The organism is Pseudoxanthomonas wuyuanensis (genome assembly GCF_900215535.1).
GTDB classification, from domain to species: domain Bacteria; phylum Pseudomonadota; class Gammaproteobacteria; order Xanthomonadales; family Xanthomonadaceae; genus Pseudoxanthomonas_A; species Pseudoxanthomonas_A wuyuanensis.
The window spans coordinates 1,016,546-1,035,041 of record NZ_OCND01000001.1; the positions used below are offsets into that span (position 1 = coordinate 1,016,546).

Annotated in this window: 13 protein-coding genes; 2 read left to right on the forward strand and 11 right to left on the reverse strand. The window is 66.2% G+C overall.

The window, feature by feature from the left end; translation table 11 throughout:
• Positions 1 to 8 precede the first annotated feature (8 nt).
• The 6 genes from CRO39_RS04315 to folD form a co-directional block, all read right to left on the reverse strand.
• On the reverse strand, positions 9 to 2,744 hold the full coding sequence (locus tag CRO39_RS04315; RefSeq protein ID WP_097120594.1) for a cation-transporting P-type ATPase: 2,736 nt from the start codon (positions 2,742 to 2,744) through the stop codon (positions 9 to 11).
• A 134-nt stretch (positions 2,745 to 2,878) separates the two neighbouring features.
• Positions 2,879 to 5,272 (reverse strand): phosphoketolase family protein, encoded by a 2,394-nt coding sequence (locus tag CRO39_RS04320; RefSeq protein WP_097120595.1) that lies wholly within the window; start codon positions 5,270 to 5,272, stop codon positions 2,879 to 2,881.
• Positions 5,273 to 5,693: 421 nt separating this feature from the next.
• The gene (locus CRO39_RS04325) at positions 5,694 to 6,680 is read right to left on the reverse strand and encodes an aldo/keto reductase (RefSeq protein ID WP_097120596.1); all 987 of its coding nucleotides are present in this window, start codon (positions 6,678 to 6,680) and stop codon (positions 5,694 to 5,696) included.
• A gap of 76 nt (positions 6,681 to 6,756) precedes the next feature.
• Complete coding sequence (gene guaA, locus CRO39_RS04330) at positions 6,757 to 8,322, reverse strand: glutamine-hydrolyzing GMP synthase (RefSeq protein ID WP_097120597.1); 1,566 nt, start codon at positions 8,320 to 8,322, stop codon at positions 6,757 to 6,759.
• Between the two features lie 113 nt (positions 8,323 to 8,435).
• Positions 8,436 to 9,893: an IMP dehydrogenase gene (gene guaB, locus CRO39_RS04335; RefSeq protein ID WP_097120598.1), complete on the reverse strand. Its 1,458-nt coding sequence runs from the start codon at positions 9,891 to 9,893 to the stop codon at positions 8,436 to 8,438.
• Between the two features lie 182 nt (positions 9,894 to 10,075).
• Positions 10,076 to 10,939: a bifunctional methylenetetrahydrofolate dehydrogenase/methenyltetrahydrofolate cyclohydrolase FolD gene (folD, locus tag CRO39_RS04340; RefSeq protein WP_097120599.1), complete on the reverse strand. Its 864-nt coding sequence runs from the start codon at positions 10,937 to 10,939 to the stop codon at positions 10,076 to 10,078.
• A 157-nt stretch (positions 10,940 to 11,096) separates the two neighbouring features.
• Between folD and CRO39_RS04345 the strand changes: the two genes are divergently transcribed.
• Together CRO39_RS04345 and CRO39_RS04350 are read left to right on the forward strand one after the other, a co-directional pair.
• Entirely contained in the window at positions 11,097 to 11,393 is a 297-nt protein-coding gene (locus tag CRO39_RS04345; RefSeq protein ID WP_097120793.1) for a DUF1244 domain-containing protein, read from the forward strand.
• Between the two features lie 7 nt (positions 11,394 to 11,400).
• On the forward strand, positions 11,401 to 12,198 hold the full coding sequence (locus CRO39_RS04350) for an alpha/beta hydrolase (RefSeq protein ID WP_097120600.1): 798 nt from the start codon (positions 11,401 to 11,403) through the stop codon (positions 12,196 to 12,198).
• A 10-nt stretch (positions 12,199 to 12,208) separates the two neighbouring features.
• Here CRO39_RS04350 and CRO39_RS04355 read toward each other — a convergent pair whose 3' ends face one another.
• From CRO39_RS04355 to der, 5 genes are all read right to left on the reverse strand, one after another.
• On the reverse strand, positions 12,209 to 14,050 hold the full coding sequence (locus CRO39_RS04355; protein WP_097120601.1) for a monovalent cation:proton antiporter-2 (CPA2) family protein: 1,842 nt from the start codon (positions 14,048 to 14,050) through the stop codon (positions 12,209 to 12,211).
• A gap of 95 nt (positions 14,051 to 14,145) precedes the next feature.
• Positions 14,146 to 14,397 carry a hypothetical protein gene (locus CRO39_RS04360; protein ID WP_097120602.1) on the reverse strand — a complete coding sequence of 84 codons (252 nt, stop codon included), beginning with the start codon at positions 14,395 to 14,397 and terminating at the stop codon, positions 14,146 to 14,148.
• 193 nt (positions 14,398 to 14,590) lie between these two features.
• Positions 14,591 to 15,727, reverse strand: a complete 1,137-nt coding sequence (moeB, locus tag CRO39_RS04365) for a molybdopterin-synthase adenylyltransferase MoeB (protein ID WP_097120603.1) — start codon at positions 15,725 to 15,727, stop codon at positions 14,591 to 14,593.
• 25 nt (positions 15,728 to 15,752) lie between these two features.
• On the reverse strand, positions 15,753 to 16,970 hold the full coding sequence (locus CRO39_RS04370) for a molybdopterin molybdotransferase MoeA (protein WP_097120604.1): 1,218 nt from the start codon (positions 16,968 to 16,970) through the stop codon (positions 15,753 to 15,755).
• A 28-nt stretch (positions 16,971 to 16,998) separates the two neighbouring features.
• On the reverse strand, positions 16,999 to 18,414 hold the full coding sequence (gene der / locus CRO39_RS04375; protein WP_097120605.1) for a ribosome biogenesis GTPase Der: 1,416 nt from the start codon (positions 18,412 to 18,414) through the stop codon (positions 16,999 to 17,001).
• Positions 18,415 to 18,496 lie beyond the last annotated feature (82 nt).

Consider the following 18,496-nt stretch of genomic DNA (forward strand, 5'->3'; position numbering starts at 1 on the left):
TCCACGCCTCACGTCCCGGCGCCAGCGAGCGCGCCCCTGGCGCGCTTGATGGCCAGGCGGATCTGCTTCTCGGTTTCGATGAGGGCAAACAGCGCCACGCCCACGCCGAAAATAAGCACGCCATCGGCCAGCGGTATCGGTTCGGTCGCGAAGATGGCCTGCAGCGGCGGCAGGTAGGTAATGGCGAACTGCGCCGCGGTGACCGCAATCACCGTTGCCCACACGACCCGGGTGCCGCGTACCGCCTTCCAGGTCAGCGATGTGCCGTAGATGTTGCGGATGAAGAACAGATGGAAGATTTCCATCGCCACCAGCGTGTTGAGCGCCATCGTCCGCGCCAGATCCACCGAGTAGCCCTTGTCCAGCGCATAGCTGAAGATTCCGAACACCCCGCACAGGAACAGCACCGCCACCAGCACGATGTGCCACACCAGCTCGCCGCCGATCAGCGATTCGTCGCGGGCGCGCGGCGGCCGGCGCATGGTGTTCTCCTCGGTGGGTTCGAAGGCCAGCGCGATGCCCAGCGTTGCCGCGGTGATCAGGTTGATCCACAGGATCTGCAGCGCCGTCACCGGCAGCGTCATGCCGAACAGCAGCGCCACAATGATGCTCAGCGCCTCGCCCGCGTTGGTGGGCAAGGTCCAGCTGATGACCTTCTTGATGTTGTCGTAGACGGTGCGGCCCTCGCGCACGGCACTGACGATGGAGGCGAAGTTGTCGTCGGCCAGCACCAGTTCGGCCGCTTCCTTGGCCGCCTCGCTGCCTTTGAGGCCCATCGCGATTCCGGCGTCGGCGCGTTTCAGCGCCGGCGCGTCGTTGACGCCATCGCCGGTCATGGCCACGATCATGCCGTGCGACTGCAGCGCCATCACCAGGCGCAGCTTGTGTTCGGGGCTGGTGCGGGCAAAGACGTCGCAATCCAGCACGGCCGCCTTCAGCGCCGCATCGTTCATGTTGTCGAGATCGGCACCGGTGAGCGCCGAATCGGGATCCCGCAACCCGATCTGGGCGCCGATGGCGGCGGCCGTCCGGGCGTGATCGCCGGTAATCATCTTCACCCGGATGCCGGCGCCATGGCATTCCTGCACTGCCGCCACGGCCTCGGCCCTGGGCGGGTCGATCATTCCCACCATGCCCAGCAGGGTCAGCGTGCCCTCCACATCGCTGTGCTCCAGCACGGTGTGCTCCGGCGGCACCGCTCTGACCGCAAAAGCCAGCACGCGCTGGCCGCGTGCGGCAATCCGGTCCGCTTCCCGGTTCCAGTAGCCAGCATCCAACGGCTCGCTGCCGCCTGCCGCCGCACGCTGGTCGCGGCACATGGCGACGATCCGCTCCGGGGCGCCTTTGACGAAGACGAAGGCATGGCGCTGGTGGTCATGGCATAGCGTGGCCATGAAACGATGCTGCGAATCGAAGGCAATGGCATCGGTGCGGGTCCAGCCAGCCTGGTGCCTGCGGACCTCGGTGCCGAGCTTGCCGGAGAAAGCCAGCAAGGCGCCTTCCATCGGGTCGCCTTCCACCGCCCAGACGCCGTCGCGCTCGCGCAATGCGGCGTCGTTGCACAGCGCGCTGGCACGCGCCAGCTCGCCCAGCACCGCGTGCTCGCGCGCGTCCACGTCGGCCTGGTCCAGCCTGATGGCCCCCTTGGGCTCGTAACCGGTACCGTCCAGACCAAAAAGGTGCTGCGATGTCACGACCGATGCGACCATCATTTCATTGCGGGTCAGCGTGCCGGTCTTGTCGGTGCAGATGACCGATACCGCGCCGATGGTTTCAATGGCCGGCAGCCTGCGGACGATGGCGTTGCGCCTGGCCATCGATTGCACGCCGATGGCCAGGGTGATGGTCAACACTGCAGGCAGGCCTTCCGGTATCGCCGCAACCGACAGGCCCACCACCACCATGAACATCTCGCTGAACTCGTGCTTGCCCAGAAAATAGCCATAGGCAAGCAGCAGCGCGGCAATCAGCAGAATCAGCACCGTCAGCCAGCGTGCGAACACCCCCATCTGCCTGACCAGCGGCGTGGTAAGTATTTCCACCGTCGACAGCAGGCTGCTGATGCGGCCGATCTCGGTGGCGGCACCGGTCGCCACCACCACGCCGCGGCCCTGGCCGGAGGCCACCAGGGTGCCGCTGAACGCCATGCCGGCACGATCGCCCAGCGCCGCGTCGGCGGCGGCCGCTTCGATGCGCTTTTCGACCGGCACCGATTCGCCGGTGAGGATGGCCTCCTGCACGGACATGCCGTAAGCCGAAAGCAGCCGCAGATCCGCGGGCACCTTGTCGCCGGCCTCCAGCAGCACGATGTCGCCGGGCACCAACGCTTCTCCGTCGACGCTGCAGCGCTCGCCATCGCGCAGCACGTTGGCGCGCGGCGCCAGCATCTGGCGGATGGCATCCATCGCCTTTTCGGCCTTGCCCTCCTGGATGAAGCCGATGACGGCGTTGACGATGACCACCGCCAGAATCACAGCCGTGTCGATCAGATGATCCAGCAATGCCGTAACGATGGCGGCGCCAAGCAGAACGTAGATCAGGATGTTGTGGAACTGCAGCAGGAAACGGACCAGCACGCTGCGCTTCCTGCCTTCGGGCAGGCGATTGGGGCCATGACTCTTCAGCCGGGCCCCGGCCTCGTCCTGGCTGAGACCGGCAGGCGCGGTCTTCAGCGCCTGCAGCACCTCCTCCACCGGACGGTCGTGCCATGAAGCCTGCGGTGCTTGCGTTGGTTGCTGCTGCACGTTCGTTGCCACCTTTGTCGGATCCCACTAGGAGCGAGGAACGAGTGGAGAGGAGTGAGAAACGAGTGAAAGCGACTCCTCACTTCTCACTCCTCATCTCTCGTTTCTCGTTCCTCTCCACTCGTTCCTCGCTCCTACCCATCCCACCGCCAGTCACGTATCTCCGGCATGTCCTCTCCGTGCGCCCGGATATACGCATGGTGTTCGCTGAGCTTGTCTTGCATCAGCTGTTTCAGCGCCACGCCTGCCGGCCCCGTCCCCGGCACCCGCTCGATCACGCTTTGCACCAGATGGAAACGGTCCAGCCCGTTCAGCACGGTCATATCGAACGGGGTCGTCGTCGTGCCTTCCTCGTTGTAGCCGCGCACATGCAGATTGCGGTGGTTGGTGCGGCGGTAGCTCAGCCGGTGAATCGTCCACGGGTAGCCGTGGTAGGCGAAGAGCACCGGCTTGCTTTCGGTGAACAACGCATCGAACTCGGCATCGGACAGGCCATGCGGGTGATTTTCGCGGGGCTGCAGCGTCATCAGGTCGACCACATTGACGACGCGGATTTTCAGCTCGGGCAGGTGCTGGCGCAGGATGCTGACCGCGGCCAGCGTCTCCAGCGTCGGGGCATCACCGGCGCAGGCCATCACCACGTCGGGTTCGCCATCGCCGCAGTTCGAAGCCCAGTCCCAGACGCCGAGTCCGGCCTTGCAGTGGACTACCGCCTGTTCCATCGGCAGCCACTGCCACAGCGGCGGCTTGCCGGCGACGATGATGTTGATGCGATCCCAGGTCCTGAGCACATGGTCGGTCACGCACAGCAGCGTGTTGGCGTCCGGCGGCAGATAGACCCGCACAATGTCGGCCTTCTTGTTCAGCGCGACATCGATGAAACCGGGATCCTGATGGCTGAAGCCGTTGTGTTCCTGATGCCAGACGTGGCTGGTCAGCAGATAGTTCAGCGAGGCGATCGGCCGCCGCCAGGGAATCTCGCGGCTGGCATCCAGCCATTTGGCATGCTGGTTGAACATCGAATCGACGATGTGGATGAACGCCTCGTAGCACGAGAACAGGCCATGCCTGCCGGTCAGCAGGTAGCCCTCCAGCCAGCCTTGGCAGGTATGCTCGGACAGGATTTCCAGCACGCGGCCGTCACGCCCAAGGTAGGTGTCCTCCTCGAGAATCGTTTCCATCCAGGCGCGCGCGGTCACCTTGAAGACATCCTGCAGCCGGTTCGAGGCGGTCTCGTCCGGGCCGACGATGCGGAAATTGCGCGCGCCGGCATTGGCCTGCATGACCGCACGCAGGAAATCGCCCATCGCCCGGGTGGCTTCGGCCTTGACCGTGCCGGGCTGCGAAAAAGCGATCGCCTGTTCGCCCACATCGGGCATTTGCAGCGTCTTGCGCAGTAGGCCGCCATTGGCATGCGGGTTGGCGCTCATGCGCCGCACGCCAGCAGGCGCGGTTGCGCGGATTTCGGCCACCGGCGCGCCTGATGCGTCGAACAGTTCCTGCGGCCGATAGCTGCGCAGCCAGTCCTCCAGCAGCTTCAGATGTTCGGCGTTGCCGGCCAGGCCGGACAACGGCACCTGGTGCGAGCGCCAGAACCCTTCCGTCTTCAGCCCATCCACCTGCTTGGGCCCGGTCCAGCCCTTGGGGCTGCGCAGGATGATCATCGGCCAACGCGGACGCGCCTGCCCGGTTGGCGGCTCCGCGCGCGCCGTCGCCTGGATGCCGCGGATACGCGCCATGGCATCGTCCAGCACCGCCGCCATGCGCTGGTGCATCGCTTCGGGCTCATCGCCCTCCACCAGCAGCGGTTCGTAGCCGTAACCGACGAACAGCGCGCGCAGTTCCTCGTCGGGGATGCGCGACAGGATGGTCGGGTTGGCGATCTTGTAGCCGTTGAGATGCAGGATCGGCAGCACCGCGCCATCGTGTTGCGGGTTCAGGAACTTGTTCGAATGCCAGGCCGCGGCCAACGGCCCGGTCTCGGCTTCGCCATCGCCGACCACACAGGCGACGACCAAATCGGGATTGTCGAAGGCCGCACCGAACGCATGCGACAACGCGTAGCCCAGTTCGCCGCCTTCGTGGATGGAACCAGGCACATCCGGCGCGGCATGGCTGGGAATGCCGCCCGGGAACGAGAATTGCCGGAACAGTTTCCGCATCCCGTCCTCATCCAGGGAAACGTCCGGATTCAGCTCGCTGTAGGTGCCTTCCAGATAGGTATTGGCCACCATCGCCGGGCCGCCATGCCCCGGTCCGCAGACATAGATGATGTCCACGTCCTGCATCCGGATGATCCGGTTCAGGTGCGCATAGATGAAGCTCAACCCCGGCGAGGTGCCCCAATGCCCCAGCAACCTGGGCTTGACGTGCTCGATGCGCAAGGGCTCGCGCAGCAGCGGATTGTCGAGCAGGTAGATCTGGCCGACGGTCAGGTAGTTGGCTGCCCGCCACCAGGCATCGAGCCGACGCAGTTCGGATTCCGGCAGCCGGTGGGACTCGGTGGGTGCGGCGGCGTTCTGGGCCATGGTACGGCTCCTGGAGGCTTCGTACTCGTATGAGGACGATGGACTGGGTTCTGCGACGCAGCAAACGCTTCGCCAACGACCTGCAGCGAAACGTGCCGGCATTCCGCGCTTGCGATACCTGGCGCGGTTCACCGCCTACCGGCATCTGGCAAGGCGATTGTCGCAGGCCCGCGATGACGAAGCGTTGACCTGAGTCAATACCTGTCGCGCGCGCGGCGAAGAAGCGCAGACCTCGAACCACGGCCGCTCTGCCGTACCTGGCCGCAGCCCTCTTCCGGGCCTGATCGTCGCCCCGGCCCGCGAACGATCGTGAGCGGCTTCAGCCGCGACGCCCCTGCAGCAGAGAGTCGCGGCTGAAGCCGCTTCAACACCCTCTACCGTTTCGGGGCCGGTTCACCGCCGCAAAGGGGGGATTCGACGATCACCAGCGGGCGTGTACGTACCGCTTGATGTCTTCCTCGTAGATCCGCGCCACCGCTTCCATGACTTCGTCCGACAGCGGCGGCAGATCGGCCGCGGCGACATTGGCCAGTGCCTGTCGTGGATTGCGCGCGCCTGGAATGACGACGGTGACCGCGTCGAACATCAGGATCCAGCGCAGCGCCAGCTGCGCCATCGTCGCATCGCCGGAAACCAGCGGGCGAATCCGCTCCACCGCGGCCAGGCCAACCTCATAAGGCACGCCGGAAAAGGTCTCGCCCACATCGAAGGCTTCGCCGTGGCGGTTGAACTGGCGGTGATCGGTATTCTCGAAGCGGGTGTCATGGGTGAACTTGCCGCTGAGCAGGCCGCTGGCCAGCGGCACCCGCGCGATGATCGCCACACCGCGTTCCTGTGCCTGCCGGAACAAGCGTTCGGCAGGGCGTAGACGGAACATGTTGAAGACGATCTGCACGCTGACCACGCCCGGGTATTCGATCGCCTTCAGCGCCTCCTCGACACGCTCGACGCTGACCCCGTACTGGCGAATCTTGCCCTGCTCGACCAGCCGCTCCATCCGCTCGAACGCTTCTGGGTGGTAGTACAGGTCGGTCGGCGGACAATGCAGTTGCACCAGATCCAGGCTGTCGGTATCCAGATTCCGCAGGCTGCGGTCGATAAAGGCGTTGAGGTTCTCCTCGCTGTAGCCGGCGACGGTCTGCTGCGGCAGGCGGCGGCCGGCCTTGGTCGCCACGAATGGCCGCGCGCCGCCGCGCTCCTTCAGCACCCGCGCGATCAGGCGTTCGGAATGGCCATCGCCATAGACGTCGGCGGTATCGATGAAATCGACGCCGGCATCGAGCGCCGCATGCAAAGCGGCGACGGCCTCATCGTCATCCACCCGTCCCCAGGCATCGCCGATGGCCCACGCGCCGAAACCGATCTCGCCAACGCTGCGGCCGCTGCGGCCGAATGGTCTGGAACGCATCTGTTCTTTCCTGTGCTTGGCCGGTTCAGATCTTGCCGGAAGGCTCACCTGCCCGATGACATCGCCGCGAGCCGGATCACTCCCACTCGATCGTCGCCGGCGGCTTGCCGCTGATGTCATAAACAACGCGAGAAATACCGCGCAACTCATTGATAATACGGTTAGAAACCGTACCCAGGAAGTCGTAAGGCAGGTGCGCCCAGTGCGCGGTCATGAAGTCGATGGTTTCCACCGCGCGCAGCGCAATCACCCATTCGTAGGCGCGGGCGTCGCCGACCACGCCGACCGATTTGACCGGCAGGAACACCGCGAAGGCCTGGCTGCTCTTGTCGTACAGATCGGCCTTGCGCAGTTCTTCGATGAAGATCGCATCGGCCTTGGCCAGCAGTTCGGCGTATTCGGGCTTGACCTCGCCCAGGATGCGCACGCCCAGGCCCGGGCCCGGGAACGGATGGCGGTAGACCATCGTGCGCGGCAGGCCGAGTTCCACGCCCAGCCGGCGCACCTCGTCCTTGAACAGTTCGCGCAGCGGTTCGACCAGGCCCATCTTCATGTGTTCGGGCAGGCCGCCGACGTTGTGGTGGCTCTTGATGACGTGGGCCTTGCCGGTCTTGCTGCCGGCCGATTCGATCACGTCCGGGTAGATGGTGCCCTGCGCCAGCCACTTGGCATTGGCTAGCCGACCGGCTTCCTCGTCGAAGATCTCGACGAACAGGTTGCCGATAATCTTGCGCTTGGCCTCCGGGTCGGCCACGCCTTCCAGCGCCTTGAAATAACGGTCGGCGGCATTGACCCGGATCACCTTGACGCCCATGTGCTCGGCGAACATCGCCATCACCTGGTCGCCTTCCTGCCAGCGCAGCAGGCCGGTGTCGACGAACACGCAAGTCAGCTGCGTACCGATGGCCTTGTGCAGCAGCGCCGCGACTACCGACGAATCGACGCCGCCGGACAGGCCCAGGATCACCTCATCGGAGCCGACCTGCTCGCGCACGCGGGCGATCTGGTCCTCGATGATGTTGGCCGCCGTCCACAGCGTCTTGCAGCCGCAGACATCGACCACGAAGCGGCGCAACAGGGTCTCGCCCTGCAGGGTGTGGGTGACTTCCGGATGGAACTGCACGCCGTACCAGCGCTTTGCCTCGTTGGACATCGCCGCGACCGGAATGCGGTCGGTGCGCGCGGTGACGGTAAAACCCGGCGGCGCCGCGGCGACATGATCGCCGTGGCTCATCCACACGTTCAGGCGCGGCTCGCCGCCATGATCGCTCAGGCCGGAAAACAGCGCGTCGGGCGCGACAATCTCCACTTCCGCGTGGCCGAACTCGCGCGCATCGGCCGCTTCGGTGGCGCCGCCCAGCTGCGCGGCCAGGGTCTGCATGCCGTAGCAGATGCCCAGGATCGGCAATCCGCAATCGAAGACCTGCTGCGGCGCCGCCGGCGCCCCGTGCTGTGTGGTGGATTCCGGCCCGCCCGACAGGATGATGCCCTTGGCGCCGAAGCCGGCAATCTCGGCCGGGTCGTGGTCCCAGGCCCAGATCTCGCAATAGACGCCGATCTCGCGGATGCGCCGCGCAATCAGCTGCGTGTACTGCGCGCCGAAATCGAGGATGAGGATCTTGTCGGTGTGGATGTTGGTCATTGAGCGAGAAACGAGTGGAGAGGAGTGAGAAGTGAGTAAAAGCGGGGACCGGAAAGAGAAGAGGAGTGTCGAAGCTTTCCTCGCTCCTCACTCCTCTTCACTCACTCCTTGCTTCAGCCCATCCGGTAATTCGGCGGTTCCTTGGTGATCTGCACGTCGTGGACATGGCTTTCGCGCTGGCCGGCGCCGGTGATGGTGACGAAGCTGGGCTTGACCTGCATTTCCTCGATGGTCGCGCAGCCCACATAGCCCATCGTCGCGCGCAAGCCGCCCACCAGCTGGTGGATGATGCCGCTGAGCGGGCCGCGGTACGGCACGCGGCCTTCGATGCCTTCCGGCACCAGCTTGTCGGCGTCGCTGGCGTCCTGGAAGTAACGATCCTTGCTGCCCTTTTCCATCGCGCCCAGGCTGCCCATGCCGCGGTAGCTCTTGTAGCTGCGGCCCTGGAACAGCTCGGTCTCGCCCGGCGATTCCTCGGTGCCGGCGAACAGGCCACCGATCATCACCGTGGAAGCGCCGGCGACGATGGCCTTGCCGATGTCGCCCGAATAACGGATGCCGCCGTCGGCGATCAGCGGGATGCGACCCTGCAACGCCTCGGCCACCATGCTGACGGCGGTCACCTGCGGCACGCCGACGCCGGCGACCATGCGGGTGGTGCAGATCGAACCCGGGCCCACGCCGACCTTGACCGCGTCGGCGCCGGAGTCCATCAGCGCCAGCGCGGCGTCGCCGGTGACGATGTTGCCGCCGATGACCTGCAGCTGCGGGAAGCGCTTCTTGGCCCAGGCCACGCGCTCCAGCACGCCTTGCGAATGGCCGTGCGCGGTATCGACGATGATCACGTCCACGCCGGCGGCCACCAGCGCTTCGATGCGCTGATCGGTATCGCCGCCAACGCCGACCGCCGCACCGACCAGCAGGCGGGTCGCGCTGTCCTTGGCCGCGTTGGGGTTGTCGGTCTTCTTCTGGATGTCCTTGACGGTGATCAGGCCGCGCAGATCGAAGCCGTCGTTGACCACCAGGATCTTTTCGATGCGGTGCTTGTGCAGAAGCTGCAGCACTTCCTCGTCGCTGGCGCCTTCCTTGACCGTGACCAGGCGATCCTTCTTGGTCATGATGTGGCTGACCGGGTCATCGAGTTTGGTTTCGAAGCGCATGTCGCGGCTGGTGACGATGCCGACCAGTTGGCCGCCATCGACCACCGGCACGCCGGAGATGTTGCGCGCCCGCGTCAGCTTCAGCACCTCGGCAATCGTGGTGTCGGGGCTGACCGTGAAGGGTTCCTTGATGACGCCGGCCTCGAACTTCTTGACCTTGGCTACTTCGGCGGCCTGCTGTTCGACGCTCAGGTTCTTGTGGATGATGCCGATGCCGCCAAGCTGGGCCATGGCGATGGCCAGGCGCGCCTCGGTAACGGTATCCATGGCCGCCGAAACGATCGGCAGCTTCAACCGCAGGTCGCGCGTCAGGCGCGTTCCCAGGTTGACGTCTTTGGGCAGGACGAGGGAATGGGCGGGGACGAGCGAAACGTCGTCGTAGGTAAGTGCTTCAGCCTGGATGCGCAGCATCGGCGGACCCGAGTGTGGGGAAGCGCGGCATTATACCCTGATCCGCGCCGTTTCCGCCGCCTTCATATCCGGAATGTTGCTTTTCCCTGTCGTGGTCTGTCCTTGTAGGAGCGACGTGAGTCGCGATGAAGCTTCCCCGCCGCTTTTTCGCGACTCACGTCGCTCCTACACAAGTCGACGTCTCAGAGCGTACCGGAAGCCTCGGCCGCTTCCAGCGTGTTCTGCATCAGGGTGGCCACCGTCATCGGCCCGACCCCGCCGGGAACCGGCGTGATCCAGCTGGCCCGCTGCGCGGCAGCGTCGAAGCCGACATCGCCGACCAGGCGGCCGTCTTCCAGCCGGTTGATGCCCACGTCGATGACCACCGCACCGGGTTTGATCCATTCCCCCGGGACAAGCCCGGGCCGGCCGACCGCCACCACCAGGATGTCGGCATCGCCAACCCGGTCGCGCAGCACGTCCGGCGGAGTGAATTTATGGCAGCTGGTCACCGTGCAGCCGGCGATCAGCAGTTCCAGCGCCATCGGCCGGCCGACATGGTTGCTGACCCCCACGATGGTGGCGTTCTGCCCGCGCACCGGGCGGTCGGTATAGGCCAGCAGCGTGGTGATGCCGCGCGGCGTGCACGGGCGCAGGCCGAACTGGCGCAACGCCAGATGGCCGACGTTTTCCGGGTGGAACCCGTCCACGTCCTTGCGCGGGTCGATCCGGTGGATCAGCCGGCTGGCGTCGGGAATGCCCGGCAGCGGCAACTGCACCAGGATGCCGTGGATTTTCGGATCGGCGTTGAGCCGGTCGATCAGCGCCAGCAGTTCGGCTTCGCCGGTGCCGGCGGGCAAATCGTAGTCGAACGCGCGGATGCCGACTTTTTCCGCCGCCCGCCGCTTGTTGCGCACATAGACTGCCGATGCCGGGTCGCCGCCGACCAGCACCACCGCCAGCCCCGGCCGCTCCAGGCCCGCAGCCAGGCGCGCATCCACCCTCGCCTTCAGTTGATCGAGCAGGTTTTCGGCAACGCTGCGGCCGTCCAGGATACGCGCGGTCATAGGGGAATTCAGGTGTAAAGTCGCGCGTATTGTCCCCGATTCCCGTTGTCCCGTGTAGGAGCGACGTGAGTGGCGACGCTTTATCGGTAAAGCCCCATTGCGACTGACCCGCGCCGGCATGCCTGCGCGGCTCCTACAGATACTCTGCGAGATCACCATGACCGACACCACCGCCCTCGAAGCCGCCGCCTTCCGCCGCCTGCTCAAGCACCTCAACCAGGATCGCAGCGATGTGCAGAACATCGACCTGATGATCCTGGCCGGCTTCTGCCGCAATTGCCTGGCCGACTGGTACCGCGAGGCGGCCGAGGCCGCCGGCCAGCCGCTGAGCAAGGACCAGGCCCACGAAGCCATCTACGGCATGCCTTTCGCGCAATGGAAGGCGCAGTTCCAGAAAGAAGCCAGCGCGAAACAGCTGGCGGCGTTCCAGGCGGCGCAGGCACGCCACGGCTGAAAACGTCATGAGCCGAATATTACTGGCCGCCGCGCTGCTCATCGTCCTGGCCTACGGAGCGCTCTGCTTCCTGTTGTACCGGCAGCAGCGCGCCCTGATCTATTTTCCCGATGCCACCCGACTGGCGTCCGAGCAAACGGATTTCAGCGTCTCCCGCGATGGCGCCACCCTGCGTGGCTGGACGGTCAACCCCGGCCAGAGCGATGCGATCCTTTACTTCGGCGGCAATGGCGAAAGCGTCGAGGCCTACCGCGAAACCTTTGCCGAATGGTTTCCCGATGCCAGCGTCTACCTGCTGGCCTACCGCGGCTATGGCGCCAGCGACGGTCAGCCCAGCGAAACGGCATTGTTCGGCGATGCGCTGGCGCTGTACGACGCGGTACGTCAGCGCCACCCCGGCGGTTCGATTGCGGTCATCGGCCGCAGTCTGGGCAGCGGCGTGGCCAGCTACCTCGCCTCCCAGCGGCCGCTGGCGCGGCTGGTGCTGGTCACGCCGTTCGACAGCCTGGCATCGGTCGCCCAGGCGCACTATCCGATCTTTCCGGTGCGCTGGCTGCTGCGCGATCGCTACGAATCGCTGCGTTACCTGCCGCAGCACCAGGGCGAGTTGCTGGTCCTGCGGGCCGGCCGCGATGAAGTCATCCCCGCGGCCAATACCGACCGCCTGCTCGCCGGCCTGCCGCAACGGCCGCGGGTGCTGAACATCGCCGAGGCCGGCCACAACGACCTGTCCCTGTTCCCGGCCTACCGCGAGGCTCTGGTCGGGTTTCTGCGCTCCGGCCCGCCGCCGGCCCCCGGGCCCTGAGTATCGGCGGCTACTTCGGCCCTTCTTCGCGGATGGCCTCGGCGGCTTCCTCGTTCAACGCGCGGCTTTCGCGGCGCGGCGGAACGAACGGGGTTGGCATCGGCTTCACCGGGGTATTGCCGCGCAGCAGCGGGATGCCGGCGCGGGTATCGCCACCGGCCGCCAGTTCCAGTTCGAAGCGCTCGGCATCCAGCCGGCGCACCTCCTCGGCGATACTGGCCGCCTCGTCTTCCGGTACGCCCAGCTCGACCAGCGCCGCTTCGCCAAAATCGACCGCCGACTCGAAGGTCTCGCGGATCTGGAAATCGACGCCGGCGGCAATCAGCTCCAGCGAATGTTCGCGGTCGAAGGAGCGTACCAGCAGCTTGGCGTGCGGAAACTCATGGGCCACCAGATCGACAATCTGGTTGGCTGCCGCCCTGTTGTCGATGCAGACCGCAATGGCGCGCGCGCTGCCGGCGCCGGAGGCATGCAGCACGTCCAGGCGGGTACCGTCGCCATAGTAGATCTTGAAGCCGAATTCCTCGGCGCTGCGGATCATCTCGATGTCGGTATCGATGATGGTCACATCGACGTCGCGCGCCAGCAGCGACTGGCTCATCACCTGGCCAAAGCGCCCGAAGCCGATGATCAGCACGCTGCCGACCTGGCCATCTGCGGCTTCGATGCCATCCATCGATTGCTGCGCCGCCGGCGCCAACCGGCGCAACAGCAGCACGGCCAGCGGCGTCAGCGCCATCGACAGCACCACGATGGCGGTCATGTTGGCGTTGACGGTGGCGTCGATCACGTTGGCCGATGCCGCCGCGGCAAACAGCACGAACGCGAACTCGCCGCCCTGCGCCATCAGCACCGCCCGGTCCAGCGCGTCGGCATGGCTGGCGCGGGTGAGCCTTGCCACCGCATAGATGCCCAGCGCCTTGACCACCATCATCGCCAGCACCGCACCGACGATCAGCGGCCAGCTCCGCGCCACCACGGCCAGATCCAGCGCCATGCCCACGCTGAGGAAGAACAGGCCCAGCAGGATGCCGCGAAACGGCTCGATATCGGCTTCGATCTGATGGCGGAACGTCGATTCGGACAGCAACACGCCGGCCAGGAACGCACCCATCGCCATCGACAGGCCGCCCAGTTGCATCAGCAAGGCCGCGCCGAGCACCACCAGCAGCGCCGCCGCGGTCATCACCTCGCGCGCCTTGGCCGCGGCCAGGATGCGGAACAACGGGTTCAGCAGCCAGATGCCGGCGACGACAAGTCCCACCAGCGAAGCCACGCCGATGCCGATGCCCAGCCAGCGCGATTCGCTCCCCGGCGCCACCACATTGGGCGACATGAACGCCACCACCGCCAACAGCGGCACGATCAGCAGATCCTCGAACAGCAGGATGGACACCACCTTCTGTCCACGCGGAAGCGCGATATCGCCGCGCTCGCCCAGCAGTTGCATGACCACGGCGGTGGAAGTCAGCACGAAGCCCATGCCACCGATGAACGACACCGGCAGCGAATACCCGAATGCCAGGCCCACCCCGGTCAGCAACAGCGCGCAGACCGTAATCTGCAACGTGCCCAGTCCGAAGATCTGCCGGCGCAGGCTCCACAGGTGCGAGGGCCGCATCTCCAGGCCAATCACGAACAGAAACATCACCACGCCCAGCTCGGCCACATGCAGGATGGACTGCGGGTCGGAAAACCAGGCAAGTCCGAACGGACCGATCGCCAGCCCGGCGGCAAGATAGCCGAGCACCGAGCCCAATCCCAGGCGGCGGAAGATCGGCACCACCACCACCGCTGCGCCCAGCAGGGCAACGACCTTGATCAGTTCACTGTTTCCGGCTTCCACGCTCATCTGGCGATTCTACCTGCCTGCTTGCGCCCAAGCGCCGGACAAACGCGCAACAAACCGTCCCTGTAGCGGTGGCACGAATGCGGCGTACCGGAGATTCAACGCCGGCGCGTCTTCCGCGCCAGCCACCATCCCGCCAACGCCGGTATGCCGAACAGCAGCAGATGGATCGGCAGTTCCTCGCCCAACGTATGGCCGTGCAAAAGTCCGGTACGCAGGTTCAGCAATGACGCCAGCAGCCATACACCGGCAAATACCCATGCGACCTGCGGCCGCTTGGCCGGCTTGGCCAGCCACATCGCCGCCGCCACGACCGCCAGCCCGATCAGGATGATGACAAGGGTACGCATGGGTTCTCCTTATCAAGTGCCGCAGCCCGAGGCGCTGCCGCGCAACGGATTCGGCAACGATAGCGCAAAAACCGGCAGCTACGACCAAGCGGCTCCAACAAGGATTCTGTTCGTGTTTTATGGAGCCGGGTTGGCCCGGCTGGCCACGGCTTCGTCCTGCGGCGCGCACGGTCGCGAGCGCGCGAACGCCTTCTCAGCGGACGCCGCAGAACTGCTGATAGTCGATATAACCCGGGAACGGTTTACCGGCTGCGCAGACCGAGCACCCGGGATCCGGCCGCAACCGGGTCTCACGGAAACGCATCGCCAGGGCGTCGAAATGCAGCAGCCGGCCGGTCAGCGGCTCGCCGATCTCCAGCAACAGCTTGATGACCTCGCTGGCCTGCAGCAAGCCGATCACCCCGGGCAACACGCCCAGCACGCCGGCCTCGGCGCAGTTGGGCGCGAACTCCGGCGGCGGCGGTTCCGGGAACAGGCAGCGGTAGCACGGCGCCACACCACGCTGGCGGCCGGCATCGAACACGCTGACCTGCCCTTCGAACCGCTGCACCGCCCCGTACACCAGCGGCCTGGCATGCCTGATGCAGGCATCGTTGAGCAGATAGCGCACCGGGAAATTGTCGGCCCCGTCCAGCACCACGTCCACGCCTTCGAGCAGGCGGTCGATATTGCCGGACGTCACCCGTTCGGCGACCGCTTCGACCTGCGTGCGCGGATTCAGCGCCGAAAGCGCCGCCTGCGCCGAATCCACCTTGGGCATGCCGATGCGCGCCTCGGTGTGCAGGATCTGCCGCTGCAGGTTGCTGCGCTCCACCACATCGTCATCGGCGATGCGCAGATGGCCGATGCCGGCAGCGGCCAGGTAGTAGGCCGAAGGCGAGCCCAGCCCGCCGGCGCCGATCATCAGCACCCGCGAGCGCTCCAGCCGGCGCTGCCCTTCCGGGCCGATCTCCGGCAGCAGCAGATGGCGCGAATAGCGCTCATGGAAATCCAGTTGCCCGGCATCCATCTGCGGCCGCACCACCGGCAGCCGCTCGGCGATCCAGCGCGACGTACCGCCGGCGACCGAGGCAAGATTGGTGTAGCCGGCCGCCTGCAACGCCTGCGCCGCCTGCAGCGAGCGTCCGCCCTGCTGGCAGATCAGCACCACTTCGGCGTGCCGATCCGGCGCATAGAAGGAAGGGTCGGCCTCCAGGCTGGCCCTGGCAACGCCGCGCGCGCCTTCGGCCTGGCCACTGACCCGTTCGTGCTCTTCGCGCACGTCGAGAAAGACCGCGCCGCGCGCCAGCCGTTCGCAAACTTCGGCGGGAGTGATTTCGCGGATGCCCATGCCCGGATTATCGCGCAACCATGTCTCAGTAGCCGAACACTTCGACAACATCGCCAACCGCGTAGTCGCGCGCACCGTCCGGCAACGCCAGCAGCACGTCGCTGTCGGCGGCAGCGCGCAGCCGGTGCGAAGCGTCGGCCGGATGCGGCAACACCGACAGCCGCCCGTCCTGGCCGTATTGCAGGCGCCCGCGAAGGAATTCGTAACGTTCGTGACTCTTGCGCCACGGCGCCGCCAGCGCAGCGAAGCGGCGCGCTCGCGGCTCCGTCCTGCCCTGCAATCCGTCCAGCAGCGCGCATCCCAGCGTCTGGAAAGTCGCCAGCGCCGAGACCGGATTGCCCGGCAATCCGAGGAACGCCGCACGTTCCAACGCCCCGAACAGCACCGGCATGCCCGGCTTCATGCGTACCTTCCAGAAATGTATCTGGCCTTGCGCAGCCAACAGCGCCGGCAGGTAGTCCTTCTGCCCGGCCGATACGCCGCCGCAGGTGACTACCACATCGAACGCCGAAGCGGCATCGCGCAACTGCGGGGCGATGCGCGCCGGGTCGTCCGGCAGGCTGGGCCAGGCAGTAGGTTCCAGGCCCTGCGCACGCAGCAAACCCATCAGCAGTTCGCGATTGCTGTTGTAGATCTGCCCTGGCCCCAGCGGCAGGCCGGGCTCGATCAGCTCGTCGCCAGTGGTGAACACTGCCACCGTCGGCCGCTGCGCGACCTGCAGCTCGGCCAGTCCCAGCGCCGAAGCCAGGCTCAGCCGCGCCGGCGTCAACAACTGGCCCGCCGCCAGCACCTGCTCGCCCACTGCGACGTCCTCGCCGGCCGCACGGATGTCGGCGCCGGGCATGGGCACGCTATCGAAGCTTATCGAACCGTCCTGCTCGCGGACATCCTCGCGGATGATGACGGTATCGGCACCGGCCGGCAGCGGCGCGCCGGTGGTGATGCGGGCGCACTCGCCCGGGCCGATACGCAGCCCGACGCTGTAGCCGGCGAATTGCTCGCCGACAATCCGCAACCGCGTGCCGCCCTCGCCGAGCACATCGGCATGGCGCAGCGCAAACCCGTCCATCCGGCTGTTGTCGAAAGGCGGCAGCGGAATCGGCGCCTGCACCGGCCCGGCAAGGATGCGGCCGTCCGCCCGGCGGGTGGCCACGCGTTCGCTGCCCAGCCTACGCGCAGCGGCGACGCGCCGGACGATGGCCAGCGCTTCGGGATAGGCGACGCGGCCGGGAAAATCGCTCATCGCGGCGGCGCCCACGGCATCACGCGGGCTACTTGCCGCGCTTGACGTGCCGGATCAGCCGGCGCTTCTTGGCCACCTGGCGCTCGGTCAGCACGTTCTTCTTGCCTTCGTACGGATTGACGCCTTCCTTGAAGACAAAGCGCACCGGCGTGCCGACCAGCTTGAAACGCTTGCGGAAAAAATTCTCCAGGTAGCGTTTATAGGACTCGGGCAACACCTTCAGGCGGGTGCCGTGCACGATGAAGGTCGGCGGATTGGTGCCGCCGGGATGCACGAAGCGAAGCTTGGAAACATGGCCGCGGATGCTCGGCGGCGGATTGGTCTCGTAGGCGATTTCCAGCGCCTTGTTGACTTCGCTGGTGCCCAGTTCCCTGGTCGCCGATGCATGCGCGCGATGGATGGCGCGGAACAGCTCGCGCAAGCCCGAGCCATGTTTGGCGGAAATCCGCACCGCCTCGGCCCACTCGACGAAACTCAGCTTGCGCGCCAACAACGATTCGGCCTGTTCGCGCTGGTAGACGGTCAGTCCGTCCCATTTGTTGATCGCCACCACCAGGGCGCGGCCGGCATCCAGGATGGCGCCCAGCACGCTGGCGTCCTGGTCGGTGACGCCCTCGGTGGCATCCAGCAGCAGCACCGCGACCTGGCATTGTTCGATCGCCTGCAGGGTCTTGACGATGGAGAACTTCTCCACGGCTTCGTCGACCTTGGACTTGCGGCGCAGCCCGGCAGTATCGACCAAGCGGTACTGGCGGCCATCGCGCTCCAGATCCACGGCGATCGAATCGCGGGTGGTGCCCGGCACCTCGGAGGCGATCATCCGCTCTTCGCCCAGCAGCCGGTTGACCAGCGTGGACTTGCCCACATTGGGGCGGCCGACGAACGCGATGCGCATGCGCGACGGATCGTCGTCCAGCTCTTCGGCATCACCCTCTTCCGGCAGCCGCGCCAGGATCTCTTCCAGCAATTCGTCGATGCCCTGGCGATGCGCGGCCGAAACGGCGAGCACATCGCTGAAGCCGTAGCGGGCAAAATCCGAACGCACCGTGGTTTCGTCCATGCCGTCGATCTTGTTGATCACCAGCACGGTGGGACGGGCGGTCTTGCGCAGCCAGGCCAGGATTTCGTCGTCCAGCGCCGAAGCGCCCTCGCGGCCGTCGACGACGAACAACACAAGGTCCGACTCCTCGGCCGCCGAACGGGCCTGGCGCGCGGTGGCGCCGGCCAGTCCCTGGGTTTCCAGGTGCACGCCCTCGCCGGCGATGCCGCCGGTATCGACCACCGCGAATGGAGCTTCCGGGTCCAGCCGGCACACGCCGTAATTGCGGTCGCGGGTCACCCCCGGCTGGTCGTGCACCAGGGCATCGCGGCTGCGGGTCAGCGCATTGAACAGCGTCGATTTGCCGACATTGGGACGGCCCACCAGGGCGACAAGGGGAAGCATGGAAAAACCGGAATAGGAGTGGGAAGACAGGATGAAGATAGCGCCGCCGGCGACGGTAGCACGGATTCGGGAATGCGAAACC